This is a genomic window from Nocardiopsis exhalans, assembly GCF_024134545.1.
Taxonomy (GTDB): Bacteria; Actinomycetota; Actinomycetes; order Streptosporangiales; family Streptosporangiaceae; genus Nocardiopsis; species Nocardiopsis exhalans.
The window spans coordinates 2060171-2075533 of sequence record NZ_CP099837.1 but is presented as its reverse complement, the minus strand read 5'-3'; the positions used below and the strand labels follow the sequence as shown (position 1 = coordinate 2075533).

The 15363-nt window shown below is 64.0% G+C and carries 22 protein-coding genes; 17 read left to right on the top strand and 5 right to left on the bottom strand.

From position 1 onward, the window contains the following. The first annotated feature begins 119 nt into the window (after positions 1-119). A complete protein-coding gene (locus NE857_RS09335) occupies positions 120-893 on the top strand; it encodes a hypothetical protein (protein WP_254420623.1) in 774 nt (257 codons plus the stop codon). Between the two features lie 93 nt (positions 894-986). On the opposite strand, the gene NE857_RS09330 is transcribed toward NE857_RS09335, so the two are convergent. Continuing rightward, entirely contained in the window at positions 987-1814 is an 828-nt protein-coding gene (locus NE857_RS09330; protein ID WP_254420622.1) for a universal stress protein, read from the bottom strand. A 46-nt stretch (positions 1815-1860) separates the two neighbouring features. Between NE857_RS09330 and NE857_RS09325 the strand changes: the two genes are divergently transcribed. The 9 genes from NE857_RS09325 to NE857_RS09285 all read left to right on the top strand — a co-directional run bounded on the left by NE857_RS09325 (position 1861) and on the right by NE857_RS09285 (position 7153). Then, positions 1861-3333 (top strand): potassium/proton antiporter, encoded by a 1473-nt coding sequence (locus NE857_RS09325; protein ID WP_254420621.1) that lies wholly within the window; start codon positions 1861-1863, stop codon positions 3331-3333. 420 nt (positions 3334-3753) lie between these two features. Then, on the top strand, positions 3754-4167 hold the full coding sequence (locus tag NE857_RS09320) for a hypothetical protein (protein WP_254420620.1): 414 nt from the start codon (positions 3754-3756) through the stop codon (positions 4165-4167). 93 nt (positions 4168-4260) lie between these two features. Continuing rightward, complete coding sequence (locus NE857_RS09315) at positions 4261-4497, top strand: hypothetical protein (RefSeq protein ID WP_254420619.1); 237 nt, start codon at positions 4261-4263, stop codon at positions 4495-4497. Between the two features lie 127 nt (positions 4498-4624). Further along, on the top strand, positions 4625-4885 hold the full coding sequence (locus NE857_RS09310) for a hypothetical protein (protein WP_254420618.1): 261 nt from the start codon (positions 4625-4627) through the stop codon (positions 4883-4885). Between the two features lie 109 nt (positions 4886-4994). Further along, the gene (locus NE857_RS09305; protein ID WP_254420617.1) at positions 4995-5258 is read left to right on the top strand and encodes a hypothetical protein; all 264 of its coding nucleotides are present in this window, start codon (positions 4995-4997) and stop codon (positions 5256-5258) included. Between the two features lie 163 nt (positions 5259-5421). After that, positions 5422-5640, top strand: a complete 219-nt coding sequence (locus tag NE857_RS09300; RefSeq protein WP_254420616.1) for a hypothetical protein — start codon at positions 5422-5424, stop codon at positions 5638-5640. Between the two features lie 88 nt (positions 5641-5728). Next, positions 5729-6073 carry a hypothetical protein gene (locus tag NE857_RS09295; RefSeq protein WP_254420615.1) on the top strand — a complete coding sequence of 115 codons (345 nt, stop codon included), beginning with the start codon at positions 5729-5731 and terminating at the stop codon, positions 6071-6073. Between the two features lie 37 nt (positions 6074-6110). Beyond that, positions 6111-6563 carry a hypothetical protein gene (locus NE857_RS09290; protein ID WP_254420614.1) on the top strand — a complete coding sequence of 151 codons (453 nt, stop codon included), beginning with the start codon at positions 6111-6113 and terminating at the stop codon, positions 6561-6563. A 17-nt stretch (positions 6564-6580) separates the two neighbouring features. Next, positions 6581-7153, top strand: coding sequence for a hypothetical protein (locus tag NE857_RS09285; RefSeq protein ID WP_254420613.1), 573 nt, complete (start codon positions 6581-6583; stop codon positions 7151-7153). Here the strand turns inward: NE857_RS09285 and NE857_RS09280 are convergent. The 3 genes from NE857_RS09280 to istA form a co-directional block, all read right to left on the bottom strand. Beyond that, the gene (locus NE857_RS09280) at positions 7150-7341 is read right to left on the bottom strand and encodes a hypothetical protein (protein ID WP_254420612.1); all 192 of its coding nucleotides are present in this window, start codon (positions 7339-7341) and stop codon (positions 7150-7152) included. The genes NE857_RS09285 and NE857_RS09280 overlap by 4 nt on opposite strands. Positions 7342-7545: 204 nt before the next feature. Next, the gene (gene istB / locus NE857_RS09275) at positions 7546-8325 is read right to left on the bottom strand and encodes an IS21-like element helper ATPase IstB (RefSeq protein ID WP_301184320.1); all 780 of its coding nucleotides are present in this window, start codon (positions 8323-8325) and stop codon (positions 7546-7548) included. A gap of 16 nt (positions 8326-8341) precedes the next feature. Next, positions 8342-9967 (bottom strand): IS21 family transposase, encoded by a 1626-nt coding sequence (gene istA, locus NE857_RS09270; protein WP_254420610.1) that lies wholly within the window; start codon positions 9965-9967, stop codon positions 8342-8344. 180 nt (positions 9968-10147) lie between these two features. On the opposite strand from istA, the gene NE857_RS09265 reads away from it, so the two are divergent. From NE857_RS09265 to NE857_RS09235, 7 genes are all read left to right on the top strand, one after another. Next, complete coding sequence (locus tag NE857_RS09265) at positions 10148-10867, top strand: DUF3560 domain-containing protein (protein ID WP_254420609.1); 720 nt, start codon at positions 10148-10150, stop codon at positions 10865-10867. Between the two features lie 127 nt (positions 10868-10994). Then, positions 10995-11807, top strand: a complete 813-nt coding sequence (locus NE857_RS09260; RefSeq protein WP_254420608.1) for a hypothetical protein — start codon at positions 10995-10997, stop codon at positions 11805-11807. A gap of 173 nt (positions 11808-11980) precedes the next feature. Beyond that, positions 11981-12217, top strand: a complete 237-nt coding sequence (locus NE857_RS09255; RefSeq protein WP_254420607.1) for a MerR family transcriptional regulator — start codon at positions 11981-11983, stop codon at positions 12215-12217. A gap of 133 nt (positions 12218-12350) precedes the next feature. Continuing rightward, positions 12351-13271: a class I SAM-dependent methyltransferase gene (locus NE857_RS09250; protein ID WP_254420606.1), complete on the top strand. Its 921-nt coding sequence runs from the start codon at positions 12351-12353 to the stop codon at positions 13269-13271. Beyond that, complete coding sequence (locus tag NE857_RS09245; protein WP_254420605.1) at positions 13268-14062, top strand: hypothetical protein; 795 nt, start codon at positions 13268-13270, stop codon at positions 14060-14062. Before NE857_RS09250 ends, NE857_RS09245 begins: the two co-directional genes overlap by 4 nt. 197 nt (positions 14063-14259) lie before the next feature. Beyond that, on the top strand, positions 14260-14550 hold the full coding sequence (locus NE857_RS09240; protein WP_254420604.1) for a hypothetical protein: 291 nt from the start codon (positions 14260-14262) through the stop codon (positions 14548-14550). A gap of 186 nt (positions 14551-14736) precedes the next feature. Next, a complete protein-coding gene (locus tag NE857_RS09235; RefSeq protein ID WP_254420603.1) occupies positions 14737-14931 on the top strand; it encodes a hypothetical protein in 195 nt (64 codons plus the stop codon). Positions 14932-14938: 7 nt separating this feature from the next. Here NE857_RS09235 and NE857_RS09230 read toward each other — a convergent pair whose 3' ends face one another. Beyond that, on the bottom strand, positions 14939-15235 hold the full coding sequence (locus NE857_RS09230; RefSeq protein ID WP_254420602.1) for a hypothetical protein: 297 nt from the start codon (positions 15233-15235) through the stop codon (positions 14939-14941). Positions 15236-15363: the final 128 nt, after the last annotated feature.

Sequence of the window (15363 nt, the reverse complement as noted above, 5' to 3'; positions counted from 1 at the left end):
ACCAAACGGCCCCTTCGTCATCACATCGGCAACCCCCTCAGACCCACGCTCGCTGAAGAACGCCAAAGCGGCTCTAAGGCGTGCTGACCTCCCGATTCCCCATTACTAAGGAGCTCGACATGATCGACGATGCCTTCCGTGCGTGTGCTCGCGGCCGTCACTGCCGCAGCGCCACCGTCACCGAAGAAAGCGTGCTGCCCGCGTTCACCCCTCGGGCGTTCTGCGATGCCTGCGTCACCGACATCACCCATGCCCTCCGCGAGCTGCCTGACCTCTATGAGGAGCTCGGTCACCTCCTGCGCGAGAAGACGCGGCACACGGCAGCCGAGCGCGTGCAGACGAGCCGCCCCGCTCCTCCGGCGCCCATCGACCTGGAAGTAGACCGGTTCATGGTGACCATGAGCAGCGTCCTGCTGTCGTGGGACGAGCGTGTCCGCACGGTCGCCGGACTCGACGCCGCACCGACTGATGTGTCCTGGGGGCACCGGCCCACAGCGATCCGCGAGGCCTGTGCGCTGCTCGACCGCTTCGTGCTGGGGCTGATCAGTTTGGAGCCCGAACCGATGCGTCGCGAACTCACCGTCGAAGACCTCGGCCGCCTGCCTGAAGACGTTCTCGGAATCGTCCGGCCCGAGTACGTGGACGCCTACCCCGAGCTGGCGGGCACCGACGCCGGGCAGGAGCTCTTGTGGCTGCACCGCCGCGCCGTGACCATGACCGGGCAGACGGTAAAAACCGTTTCCTTGGACGGCGTACCGTGCCCGGCGTGCGAGCTGATGATGCTCACCAGACGGAGCGGTGAAAACGGTGTGTGGTGCGCCGGGTGCCGAACCGCAACCCCCATCGAGGAGTACACCGACTGGATCAGCCATCTAACGCAGCAGTTGGAGTAACCCGATACCGCGCCTTCAGATACAGCTGTTCCTTGTGGTGGGGCTGAGAGGGACTCAGTGCTACGGGGCACACCGGAAGACAACCCCGTAAATCTACGGAGCCCGAATGATGAGCAGGGGTATTGGACTGTATTCCAGCACCTTGGAGCTGACACTGCCCAAGACGAACTTGGGCAGACCTACGCGAGCGCGACTTGTAAGGACTGCCATCGCACCAGGACGTTGCTCAAACAGCTCGATAAGGCTCTGAGCTGGGTCCTCGCCGTCCACGACCACGTCTCGGGCAGCCAAGCCGCGTTCCTCCAAACGCTTCGCTGCGGCTGAAAGAGAAGCTTCAGAGCGAGCTGTGGGAGGCAGGCAGGCGTGCACCAGTTCCAATTCCAGTTTGAGCTGGTGCGCCCAGTTCTCAGCGACTACCAAGCTGACCGCATCGCGTGGACCGCCATCCTGACAGACCACGGCTCGCTCAAAGAGAACACCGGTCTCATCAGGCCGGTAGCACGGGCCAACCATCAATACCGGCTCGGAAACCCGATGCAGCACGTGCTCAGTCACACTCCCCGCAACCAGGCGCGAGAACCGGTCACGGTTATGAGTGGACATGCACACGACCGTGCCCGGTTCCTCAGCCACAGTGTTGACGATCACGTCGCCCGCCCATCCCGAGCCCACCACGGACACTCCGAGGTGCTCATAGGGAAGGTCTGCGGCGATGTCGTCGATGTCCTGGCACCATCTACCGTTCACCTGGTCATAAACGGTCAAAAGTTCCATCGGGACCTGCAAAGTGCGAGCGATTCTCAGTGCGGGCTCAAGGGCCGATGCCGCCTCCCGCGAGCCATCCAACGGCACCAGCAGCCGCTCGATCGCAGACGGCCCCACCCAAGGTGGGTGCCCCTGCCGTCCCAGTCGCAGCCTCACCGATAGGCTCCTTCCACAACCGCCACACTGCTGACCATGGGGGAAGATGTCTGTTCAACTGCCTGCCGATGGATGGATTCTGGCAGCTGGACTCTTGTTGATGGGGGCCATCCTAGCTGCGGGGTTCGCCAGCCGAATACGCATGCCAGGTTTGCTCCTCTTCATGGCATTGGGCATGCTCATCGCCGATGACGGGTTGGGGTTTCTTTCCTTGGAGGACCCCCGCATCGCCCAGATCGGCGGGACCGTGGCGTTGCTGTTGATTCTGTTCGAGGGCGGCTTGACCACCAAGCCCGGCGACGTCCGCCGTGCTGCGGCCCCCGGGTTCTTGCTGGCAACCGTCGGCGTCGTCGTGACCGCCGGAATCCTGGGGTGGGGCACCTACCTCCTACTGGACGTCGAACCGCTGACAGCCTTCTTGATCGGCGCGGTCGTAGCGTCTACCGACGCAGCAGCGGTCTTCGCGATGCTGCGCAAGGCGCCGTTGCCTCGCAAACTCGCCTCCTTGCTGGAAGTGGAGTCCGGCGCTAACGATCCGATCGCCATCATGCTCACGGTGGGACTGGTCGCGACCTGGCAGGGTGCACCCACTCCTACTGATTGGGGAATGTTTGCCCTCGTCCAACTGGGCGGGGGGATCGCTGTCGGCCTCCTGATCGGTTGGGCCGGTAGCTGGCTGCTGTCTCGCATCAACCTGGGGCCCGCGGGTGTCTACCCCGTATTGGCTCTGGCTGTAGCAGGAATTTCCTACGGGACCGCCGCTGCTCTCGGGGCGTCCGGTTTCCTGGCCGTCTATATCACCGGCTTGCTGGTGGGTGCACGCGCACCGTTGCACCGACGGGGGATCCGAACCTTCCACGAAGGGCTCTCCAACACCGCCGAGGTAGGACTGTTCCTCATGTTGGGGATGCTCGTCTTCCCCTCCGAATTGCCTGCCGTGACCGCACCCGCGCTGGCCGTCGCCGTCATGCTCGTCTTGGTGGCACGCCCGATAGCGGTGATGGTGTCCCTGGTGTGGTTCGGCTACAACTGGCGGGAACTGGTGTTCATCAGTTGGGTTGGTTTGCGCGGTGCGGTGCCGATCGTGCTGGCCACCTTCCCATTCGTGGCAGGTCACCCTGATGGGCCGCTGATCTTCAACGTGGTCTTCTTCGTGGTCCTGGTGTCGGCGGCCGTCCAGGGGGCGAGCATACAGACGGCAGCACGCTGGCTCGGGCTGACGCAAAGCGACAACGAAAATTCTCTCGCCCCGGTGGCCTCAGATGTGCCCCTCAGTGACGTCAACACCGAACTCATCGAAGTGACCGCCACACCCGGCCTGTACATCGTGGGTAAGCAACTGGATGAGCTGGACCCGCCTCACGGGCTAGTGACCACCGTCGTGCGCGGTTCACACGTGCTCATTCCAACACCCCGCACCCGAATCCGCGAGGGCGACCTGATCATCCTTGCTATGCCTCGCCGCCCCGACGCCAGCAAGCTCGTCACGGCCTGGGCGAAGGGAGAGGGCACTTCGTAATTTCCGCGCCCTGATTCCCGGGTGGGCAGATCGATGTGCACTTCTTCAGAACGCTCCCACAGGCCACGAAGCACTACAAGACGACGCTGAAAATGGCGGCCCGGAGATGGTAACAGCATCCAGTTTGATCAGTCCTGTGCGCGTGTAGGGGCACGTATACCTTTACGCCACGCGGCGAGCCATGTCCTCACACGAAGACGCCTTCGAGGAATACCGGATGCACGCTATGGTCGCCCTGAACGTGGTCGGGTCAACTACGGACCCCGGCACGGGCTGGGGACGAATGATATAGGAGAGATCCCGACCAGTCAGCGAACGCGGTGAACGGCGGGGAGAAGTGAGGGGGCGGACGGCCGACCCGAAGGTCCAATGAGGAAAACCGTCCGCCCCACACCAAACGACTCCGAGGAGCCACCACCGATGGTAGACGACCGGCCGACCGAGACGCTCGCGGATGTGGCCGAACGGTACGGGACCACCCTGAACATGGTGCGCCGCAAGTGGTCGCATCATCCGGCCTGGCCGACCCCGGTGGGCAAGCAGGGGCGTGCGAACACCTTCTACGTCGACCAGGTGGACGAAGCCCTCCGAACCATATTTGGGCTTCCTGCTCCCGAAGGGTCCCCCTCTGATCTGCTGACGTGGGACGGGGTTCGGTCCTACCTGACCAAGGGGAGCGTCACTGCCGAGCAGATGTACCACCGGCGGTGGAAGGGCACCTGGCCCCGGGGGCGTCTTGTGGATGGTGAGGAGCGGTGGACGCGGGCCGAGGCGGAGGCCGCGCACGTGGCGATCGTCCGCTCTCGCGGGGGACGAGGCAATCACTTGCTTTAGGTCCTATTCGAGCTAAGGTCTGAGCGCTACCGCCGGAGCAGGAAACTCCAGCGACACCACCCGACGACTCAGACCCACCGAAAGGGCCTCACCATGGCCATCGAAATCGGCACCCACATCACCTACGTGGGCGATAGCGCCTCCCACTACGGCAACACGGGCGGGGTCCTCAAACTCTGCGAGTGCGAACTGTGCGTTCTGCACCACCGGGAGGCCGACGAGGCAAACGTGGAGCCCGCGCCCCGATACGTGTGCCTGGGCACGCTCAACGAATGGAGCATGTGGGTCCTTCACCACGTGCCCGCCGAGCATCTGCGGCCGCACAGCTAGCACCAACCCCCGGCGATCCCGGGGGTTCTTCTTTGCCCCAGATCCTTGCTTTAGGTCCTATCTTCCTTAAGCTGTCAGCCAGTTCCCGGGGCAGGAAACCCCGCTAGCACCAACCGAGGAGCCCTGCATGCGTATCACCGACACCCCTCTGTACCGAGCTGCGGCCCGCGCCCTGGGCGACATGGACCTGATCGACGCAGAGGTCGATGACGCCCGCGCCGCTACCTGGCAGCACCCCGCCGGCCCGGACCGCCGCGAAGCGGCACGGGAGTATTTCGCTCTGCGCCGCGAACAGGAAGCGAAGCGCAATCGCTACCGCGAGGCACACAATCACCTCGCCATCGCCTGCGCCATTCTGGGCGTAACTCCCCCACTTCCCACCCCATGAAAATCCAGGAATCCAACGATCTAGACTTGCCCTAGGTCCTAGATATCGTAAGCTGAAGACAGAAAGCGGGGCAGGAAACCCCGCCAGAACCAAACGACGAGGAATAGCCATGACAGACATTACCGAGACCACCGTTTACGCCACCGCGAGCAAGGCCCTGCGCGCTTTGCTTCGCCTCGAAGACGACGCCATCATTACCCGCGAGATCATGTATCGGACCGCCGATCAGGACCTTCAGTTCAAACTGGCCCTGCACTACCTTGAGATTTGCCAGGAGATCAAGAAGGCCGAGCGCCACTACGCGCACACCACGGCAAACCTGATTGTCGCCTGCCGCGTTCTCGGCAAGCCGATCACCCTCCCTGCCGCATAGCCGAATAATGAGAGGGGTGCCCCACGGGCGCCCCTCTTTTTCTTGCCCAATCAAATCCCCCTCAGTCAAGCCAAGCAGATCACTGATCAACTCCCCCCAACCATCTTGCTCTAGGTCCTAAATTCCTTAAGCTGTCACCCAGACGGAACAGCGAGAGGAAAACATGATCACCGAAGAATACAAGGGCCTGGAAGACCTCACCGACAACGAGTACGAACACCTGGTCAAACTCGGAAACCAGGTCCACGCCTGCCGAAACATGATGAACAGCCGCCACGGTCTTGCCTGCGTTGACTCCTACACAGAGGCGGAATGGGCCTTCTACGCCGCATGTGATGCCTTCAACGCCGACCCCTCCGAAATGTTCTTTGAACTCACCTAGCACGAGTTAACCGAATCACAGACGCTCGGGTTGTCAGCCCCCCGCACCCGAGCCAAGCTGAAACAGATCCAGAGAGAAGGAACAGGAAATGATCACCAAATCCGGAATCATCTACAGCGAGGGCTTCAACAGAAACGCGGTACTCACCATGATCGACACCTATATCGAAGACAACGAGATCCGCGTACCGAAGGGCACCCCGGAAAAGGAACTCACGGACGCTTTCACCGCCAGCTTCAACCGCGTCGCCGCGAAGGGGTACACAATCAACCTGGACGAGGAGGGCATCTTCCCGCCTTGGTCAAACGGATACACGGACGTTGAGAGCGACATCGGAGAAGAAGACATCCCCGAAGACGAAACCCTGTTCTGGAAACCGACCGAAGGAGAACTCGAAGAATTGATCTGGGAAGCCATCGAGCGCACTTTCTAACCCCGACCGACACACACCAACAACTCAGGAGGAATTCATGAACCCAAAGGTAGCGACCGCGCCGCGCACCACCCTCACTTTCCACAACACCCACGCGATCATCAGCGGTGTCCGCTACCAGCACCTGGGCCGATGCCGCTACTGCCGCAAAAGCAGCCACGCATGGAGCGAAGACGGCACGCTGCGGGTCGGCCTGCACATCCGCAACGGCGGCTCCACCTGCCGGTGGTACGTCGAACCCCACCCCACCACACCCACCCCCGCCCCGACCTGCCCTCACTGCAACATGGCAGGCCCCTGGTGGTACCCGGTCACCAACACTTGCCCTCTACGAAATCACCCCTACTACGTAAGCGCTCTCGGCGACGCCCACCAACGCGAACAGGAGGTCTACAGCCTCCTGCGCATAGCAAATCACGATGCCTGCGAGCGCGCCGACCGCGCCGACCAGCTCGGCCACAAGCGCTTCCCCGCACCCAAGAACCCGTAACGAGCAGGAGAAGACCAATGACAATCCACTACCCCGGTGCACCCGAGTGGTACATCCGCTCCGCCCGCGAGGCCCTGTGCACCGTTCCACCGTGGACCGCGATGCCCTCCCCCGGTTATAGCGCCGAGGTCCTCTATGACCACGAGCACGGACGCATCAACGTCGCGGTCGCTACCGACACCGGCCGCACCCAGCACTACGACCGCCCGCGACGCGGACCCGCACGCGACCAGTGGAACACCGCGTGCGATGAGGTCGCCCATCTCCTCGAAGTGGCCGGGTGGGTTATCACCCTGCGGACCCTCGTTGGATTCAAGGCGACCGCACCCGATGCCGAACCAGGTCCGGTGGTCGAACTTCTACCGTCACCGGTCCTAGGCGAGGTCGGGCGCTCCACTGTTCGTATCAGTGGCCACCCGCACCTGCTAGGCAACATCGACGCCCAGTTCGAGCTCATGCACAGCGGCGGCTACACGCTCTCCGACCCCAAGGGCAACACGGTCGGCCGGTACCCGACCGAACGTGACGCCGCGCACGCATGGGCAATCCACTGCGGATTCACCCCACCCACAATCATCACCACCTGCTAGAAGAGGCGCCTTTGCATATCCGCACGATCAACCCCATGCTCGCGGCCACCCGCCGCCCCGGGCACCGCGATTGCCGCTGCCAGGAAATCGATCCCACGACGCAGCGCCGCGCACGGCGGTGGATCAAGCAGCTCCGCCGCGCCTGCAAGCGTTCCGCGCGCCACCACCTCAAGCGCGAGCTCCGACACCTCAGCGCTCCTCAAGCCTGACCAGGGCGGGCAGGAAACCCGCCCCCTGGCTACGTCGGTGAGTTAGGAGAGCACTTGTCGATGAGTTCCAGCAGCGGTCGAGCGTTCCCCAGGGCCAGAATGTCGATGAGTCCTAACAGCACCCAACACACCAAAGCCGCCCGAGAGGCCTCGGGCGGCTCGCGAACAGATGGGTCCAGCAGGTCAGCTCGCGGCAGCGCGGGTCTGAGCCAACCGGTAGGAATCAGTGCCGGTCTCGATGATCGCCCCTCCGAAGGTCAGCCGATCCACGATCGCCGCGCAGAGCCTCGGGTCGGTGAAGGTCTTGGTCCACCCTCCGAAGGACTCGTTGGAAGCGATGGCCACGCTGTTCTTCTCCTCGCGCTCGGTCAGGACCTGGAACAGCAACTCAGCACCACGCCGGTCCAGCTCCATGTAGCCGAGCTCATCGATACAGAGCAGATCCACCCGCCCGTAACGGGCGATGGTCTTGCCGAGCTGCTTGTCGTCAGAGGCCTCGACCAGCTCGTTGACCAGCTTGGTGGCCAGGGTGTACTTGACTCGGAACCCGTTCATCGCGGCCTCGGTGCCCAACGCGATGAGCAGGTGGGACTTGCCCGTGCCCGAGTCCCCGATGAGGCAGAGGGGCTGTCCCTTCTTCACCCACTCGCAGGAGCCCAGCGTGTGAACGACCGCCGGGTCGATACTGGGGTTGGCCTCGAAGTCGAACTCGCGCAGGGACTTTTGCCGGGGAAAGCCCGCGGCCTTGATCCGCCGCTCGGAGCGGCGGCGGGCCCGGTCATCGCACTCGGCCATCAACAGCTCGGCGAGGAAACCGGTGTAGGTCATCTGCTCACGGGCCGCGGTCTCGGCCATGTCGGTGAACTTGGTCCTGATCGTGGGCAGCTTGAGCATCCGGCAGGCCGAGTCGGTCGCGCTCTCAGCAGCCTGCTCGGTCAGCCCTCGGGGGCGGCTGGTGGTCATAAGGGCGGTGCCTTTCCTAGTCATCTGCGGGGCGGGACGTGCCGCTGGTGCGGCGGCGAAGCAGTTCGTCATAGGCGGCCACCGAAGGCAGCGGGCGGTTATCAGGCGGAAGCTGGGCCAGCCGTCGCTCGGTCAACGACACGACCGGGGAAGGCTCGGGTGCTGGTGCCGAAGGGGCGGTGGGTTCTTCGGACTCGGCTGCTTTGCGGGCCTCCAACGCCACCGCGTCGCAGGTCAACGCCCCCACCCGCAGCGCTGCGGCGATCCCGGCGACCACGTGCTCGTGGGCCATGTGGCGGCTCAGCAGCAGTACCTGGATGAGAGCCCGGGTGCCTTCCGCGTCCCCATGGGCTTTGCGGACCGCTTCCCACCAGGCGTCGTGGATCGGGGTGAACTTCCCGGCCGCTCGTGCCTGTTCCAGTGCGGTGGAGCCGGGCAGTGCCCCGGGTTTGCGCAGCAGCACTTCCAGGTAGTGGTCCAGGACCAGACGGGATCCGGCCTTGGCGATCAGCCGCTCGTGGCGGGCCACCTCGGTGCGGCCCTCGTAAACGACCAGTTCGGAGGCGTGCAGGACCGCACGGACTTGGCGTCCGATCAGCCGCACCGGCACCGAGTAGCGGTTGGTGCGCACAGTGATCTGGGCGTAGCGGTCCACCCGCAGGGAGAACACCCGGCCCGTTTCAAACGGCTCCTCGGGGACCGGCTTCAGGTGGGGCTGTTCAGCGGCGAAGTGCTCATCGATGGTGCGGGGGCGGGTCCCGATCCGTCGGGACCCGTCGGCGATGTCCCACTGCTCGACCAGGGCGTTCAACTCGGCCAACGAGTCGACCTCGGGGACGGGGACGAAGTGGTTGCGGCGAAACCAGCCGATGTCGCCCTCGACACCGCCTTTCTCGTGGGCGCCCTGGATTCCGGGGCGGCAGTAGAAGCTCTCGATGCCGTAGTGGGAACGGAACGCTGTCCACCGCTCGGTCTCCACCCGTTGGCGAGCGAAACCCAGGACCTGGGCGACCGCGGCTTTGAGGTTGTCGTAGCGGACCTTGCTGAAGGGCACTCCGCCCAGCACACTCAGAGCATGCACGTGGCCCTCGAAGAACGCTTCCTGGCCTCCGGAGGCGAAGACGCGGTGCACGGCTTTGCCCGAATAGGACAGGCGGAAGCTGAACAAGAACAGGACCACCTGTTCCCCGTTCAGGCGCACGGTCACGTCGCCGAAGTCGACCTCGGCCTCGGCTCCGGGGCGGTGGGTCTGGGACACGAAGGCCTCGGCACTCGGGCCGCGGCCGGCCTGGATACGGATCTGATCGCGGCGCTGGGCCACGTAGTGGCGGACGATCCCGTAAGACAGGTCCGTGGCCTGGTGTTCGTCCAGGAGGCGGTTGAAGATCCTTTTGGCTGTGTGGCGCTGTTTACGGGGCGCGTCCAGGTCCTGGCGGAGGATCTCGTCGATGAAGGGCTTGTAGACGTCCAGACGGGTCTGGCGCGGCGGGAGCTTCTTGCGGGGTTCGGGCCAGGCCGAGTCCAGGGCCCTCTTGACCGTGCGGAAGCCGACCTGGTGTTTGCGCTGGGCCTCGCGGATCGACAGTCCTGCTCTGATGTCGCGCCGGATGGCGGCGTACAGCTCGACCTTCGACGGTGGCATCAGCGCTCCCTCGTAGCGGCTAACACCTCGATGGTGCCACTGCAAGGGCCTGTGCGCTGCCAAAACTCATCGATACACCGATGCGGTGTTCCGGGGTGCTGTCGAGACTGATCGACAAACGCTGTCCACACTCACGAACAGAACCAGCCCCCACACCAACGACCGACAGAGAGCACCATCATGACCACAGACCAGCCTTCATTCGCAGAACGCGAAGAAGCTCGCCGCGAGCGCGCCCTGGAACGCGCCGACCGCTTCGAGGAGTACGCGGACAACGCCGGCCGCCGTTCCCAGGCCGCGTTCAACCGCGGCTCCGAGCTCTCTGAACATCGCCCTCCCGGCCAGCCCGTCCTCAACGGTCACCACTCCGCGCCTCGTGCACGACGCGACCAGGAGCGCATCACCGGAGCGATGGAACGCGGTGTGAAGGAGGGCCGTAAGAGCTCCTATTGGAACTCACGCAAGGCCGGAGTGGAGCGGAACCTGGAGAAGCGGTACGACCCCCGTGTCACCGCGCGCCGCATCGACCGTCTCGAAGCTCGTCTGCGCAAGATCGACCGCGACATCGAAGACCCCTGGGACGAGGACCACCGCGTTCAGCTCCAGGAAGCGCGCCCCGAGGTCGAAGAGGAACTCGCCTTCTGGCGCACACAGCTCGCCGAGCAGCAGGAGGCCGGAGTGAAGCTGTACGGCCCCGACGACTTCACCAAGGGCGACTTCGCTCTCATCAGCGGCGTGTGGTGCGAGATCAAGCGCGTCAACAAGAAGAGCATCACCATCGGCGCGATCATCGGGATGCCAGGCCGGAAGGTGTACCGGCTTGCTGACAACCCGTATGGGTGGACCGACACGGTGGAATACAGCAAGATCAAGGCAAACAGGACCTCTGGGGAGATCTGAATGAGGCACCTGGCCCTGCACACCTCTGGTGAGTAGGGCCACTCTCTTGATGTGTGCCGATGCTTCCCGAACTTGCATCATCAAAAAGCTCTAGCGAATCCTCAAGCACGAGGTCTAACCTGGTCATATGAGTGATGAGGCAGATCTCAAAGCGCTCCTGAGAACACTGGACCTTGTACAGAAGGCCTCCAACGATCTGGAGAGCGACACCCAAGCAGGTCGCCCTCAACCGAGGAGCGTGCTCGCGGGGGATGACGCAAAATCCTCTAAGTGGAAGGTATCCGCGGCTGCGTGGGCACCCCTTCTGGTGGCTGTCGACCATCTCCACTGCTTGCGTTCATCTCTCGTGTCAGGGGAAAAACCCCCTAACCTCCACCTCACGATCCATCAGGGAGCCCAGTTCTCTCTGGTGCGCAATGCCCTGGAGAACGCTGCTCGGTCTATGTGGGTGCTCTCCCCCAGCCTGCGCCTCAAGCGGATCGAGCACAACCTTTCACTCCAGAGAAAGGAGTACGGAGACTCGGGAACTCTCCGCTCGGAGCTTGGTATGGAGGGCAAGCAGTGGGCTGTGAAGCGGCAGGCCGACATCGACACAGAGGCACGGAGAATCGGGATCCCGGAGTTCGATCCGGTTACGAACAAGAGGGTCAACCTCATGCCCGCAGGATACGGAGAGATGGTCCGATCCGCCGGAGAGTGGGCTGGGATCGGAGGGAACTCAGCCAAAGCAATCTGGCACCTGTGCAGTGCGTTGGCTCATGGTGACACCCAAGGAACGCTCAGCGGCCTCGAAACGAATGTGCTTGAGACTGTGGACGGTGTGTGTATCGCCCAAGTGACAGGCAGCATCCCTAACCTGCTCTCGTTCACGCAAGCAGCGACCATTGTGCTTGACAAGGCCTTCGAGTTGTACCGCTTGCGCGCGACCCGGCTCATCTGATTCCAGCTTCGCCTCGGCGAAGGCGCATGTCTCTGGTTCATCCTAAAAAGGCGCGACACGCCGAGCATGAAGAAATTTGTGGAGCGGTACGTAACGCGTTACGTTTGAGGCCTAGGAGAACTATGCCCTCAACCGAACTGGTTGAGGGTTTTTGCGTGTCCGGAGGTGTTCACGTGGACCTGCTCGACGTCAACCAGCTACTGACCTACGCGCAGGCCGCACGCCAAGCCGGAGTCACCGTTCCTACCGTGCGCATGTGGAAGAACCGCGGCCACCTCCCCGTAGCCCAGGACCAGCACGGCCGCGACATCTATGTCGGCCGTTCTCCCCGCTTCCGTCTCCTCGACGTGGCCAAGGCCGAACATGCCACCCGGCAGGCAGCACGCCGCCGCCCTCTCATCCCGGCCTGAACGCTTCAACGGTTGCCCCTACGCTCTTTCCTCCGGTGTCTCAGCACCAACCTTCGCCTCGGCGACCGCAAGGGATCGGTAGCCGACCGCGCCCCGTATCCCATCCCTCACCTGACCCCTGGGGGACCTCTTCTTGCAGCAGACCCTGCCCGACGACACCACCGCCAAGCCCCGCGTCGACGTAGACGGCATCTACCCCTTCTCCATCCTGCGCTCCGACCGAGGCGTATGGCAGAACCGCAAGCGCGCCTGGCAGGAACTCGGGTTCGATTCGCAGGCAGGACGCGAGGGCGTCAAGACCTGGGACACCAGCTCACCGTTCGGCAAGCAGCAGCTCATGAAGATCAGCAACGGCCTCTCGACCTTCGACCCGGTGCTGGCCGAAGTGAGCTACGAGTGGTACGTCCCCCCGAACGGCCGGATTCTCGACCCGTTCGCCGGGGGCAGCGTGCGCGGACTCGTTGCCGGTCACGGCGGATACGACTACCTCGGAGTAGACCTGTCCCAACGGCAGGTCGAGGCCAACGAAGTCCAGGTCACCGACTGGCGAGACCGCAACCTCATCGAGGACGGCACCGTCGAGTACATCACCGGTGACGCCGCCGAGGTCGTCCCGACCCTGCCCGACGAATCCTTCGACTACACCTTCACGTGCCCGCCGTACCACGACCTGGAGGTCTATTCAGACCTTCCCGAAGACCTCTCCGCGATGGAGTGGGATGACTTCGTGGACACCTACACCCACGTGATCTCCGAAACGGCTCGCACCCTTAAGACGGACCGGTTCGCCACCTGGGTTGTCGGCGATCTGCGCGATCGCAAGGGCAACATCCGCGGGCTCGTCCCCCTGACGATCGCAGCCCATGAGGCCGCCGGAATGCGCCTGTACAACGACCAGATCCTCCAGAACGTCCTGGGGACCGTACCTCTCCGCGTCGGCAACCAGTGGCGAGCGAGCCGGAAGATGGGCAGGCACCACCAGTACGTGCTGACCTTCGTCAAGGGCGACGCCAAGAAGGCGACCCGGAACATCATCGACCTGGAAGCTGAATGACCTCCATCCTGCTCGCCCGCGCCCAGGCCGTCCCCGACTTCACCCCCACCCTCACTCCGGTCGAGGAACACGGCGGGGTCCTGGTCAAGCGCGAGGACGCCTGGTCACGCGGCGGAGCCTCCGGTGCGAAGGCACGCGCCCTGTTCTCCGTCGCGGATGGTGCCGCTGGTCTGCTCTCAGCCGGGGCACGCATCAGCCCCCAGCTGGAGCGGGCCGCGCTCGTTGCCCAAGCCCTCGGCATCCCGGCACGACTCCACACCGGCTGGGGCAAGGTCACCCCCGAAACCAGCGTGGCGGTATCCACCGGAGCTGAGCTGTTCCGGCACCGCCCCGGGCGCCTCTCAGTCATCCGCGCCCGGTACCGGGCCGACGCCGAACGCCTCGCCCCGATGGGATGGGCGTGCGTCCCCTTCGGCATGGAGCACCCCACCTACCTCCAGCAGGTCTCCGAACAGGCCTCCCGCCTCCCCTGGACACGACGGATCGTCGTCCCGGTCGGCTCCGGGATGACCCTCGCCGCGATCCTGCGCGGCCTGAACGCGGCAGGAAACCCGTCCCCCGTGCTGGGGGTTCGAGTCGGTGGTGACCCCACCCGGCTTCTGAACTGGTACTCCCCGAGGTGGGAAGGCCGCGCATCCCTGATTGACGCCGAGGACAGCTTCGACACCGCAGTCGGCAACGTCCTCGGCAACCTTCGTCTTGACCCTCACTACGAGGCCAAGACCTTGCCCTTCCTCCAGGAAGGTGACCTCCTCTGGGCAGTCGGCGTCCGCGCCTCCGCCCTCCCTTAAACGTGTCCGGCAGGCACCAGGAACACCCAACAACAGGTGGGGCGCAGCATTCTCGCCACCACCACTCTGCCTGCGATCCCTGCCGGACAACACACGTGTCCTCCGGCGTGTGGCTCCACCACCCCCATCCCTCCCCGTTACCGGGTGGATGTTGAGCCCGCCGGAGGACACCCCCACACCTCACCTTGGAGACCCTCATGGCCACACTGCACATCACCGTCCCCGACGCCGACACCATCACCCGCCAACGCGCGGTCAACGCCCTGAACGACACAGGCATCCGCGTCAACACCTCGACCCTGCGCGAACGCGAGCCGATCGGACCGTCCGTGGTCCTCGGCACCGGGGTCGCGCTGATCTTCGGTGCGCTGGCCGTGTACCTGGTCCTGCTCGGCGGTGCGTGGGTCGGAGCAGCCGCGTTGTCCGCGCTGGCATCGCTGCTCGGCTTGGTCGGCCTCACCCACTCGCTGACCGCCCGCTCTTCCTGAGCGCCGACTACACAGCGCAACGGGGTACCGGAATCCCTAAGGGTGCACAACTACAGAACGCAACAAGGGGGTGGCAGCATAGGAACCAGATGGGAAGGCTCGCAGCGCCGTGAGGAACTTCCCTCAAACTGGCCCACACTGCGCGCCGAGGTAATCGAACGCGACCACGGGCTGTGCCAGTGGCGCATGGGAGACGGCAGCATCTGCGCCGAGGACGGCACGGACGTCGACCACATCCGTGACCGCGACGACCACCGGCTCCGTAACCTCCAGTTGCTGTGCTCCTGGCATCACGATCGCAAGACCGCGCGGGAAGCCAACGCGGCGAAGCCCCGTTTCTCACCACGACGACCCCGTGAAGTACACCCCGGGCTGCTCTAGAAGACCTCTAGCCTAGCGAGAAATCCTCATCGCTCAGCAGGCCCGCGTACAGCTCATCTGTGCGAAATGTGCGCAGCAGCGACCCGACGAGATGCTCAGTGACCCACCCAGGTTTCTCCATCTCAATACTGGAAACTCGAACAGCTTCGGAGTACGTGTCCTTGTTGAATACACCGACACTGGTGAACATGGGGTTGCCCGCTGCGGCGGAAGTGACAGTTCCTCGAAGACCGGTCACCTCCACTGCGATGTCCCAGGCACCAGCGTACCCCGTTTCCTGAGACAAGTGAGCGGCGATATCCACCAGGCAGCGCACATTGAACGCTATAGCATGATCAAACGCGAATACGGTAGGTCCACTGGGGTAGCGCGACCCAGCTCGGGCGGAAAAGAAGTGCAGGCCTCCATCCTCCAGAATGGTCAGCGAAATGT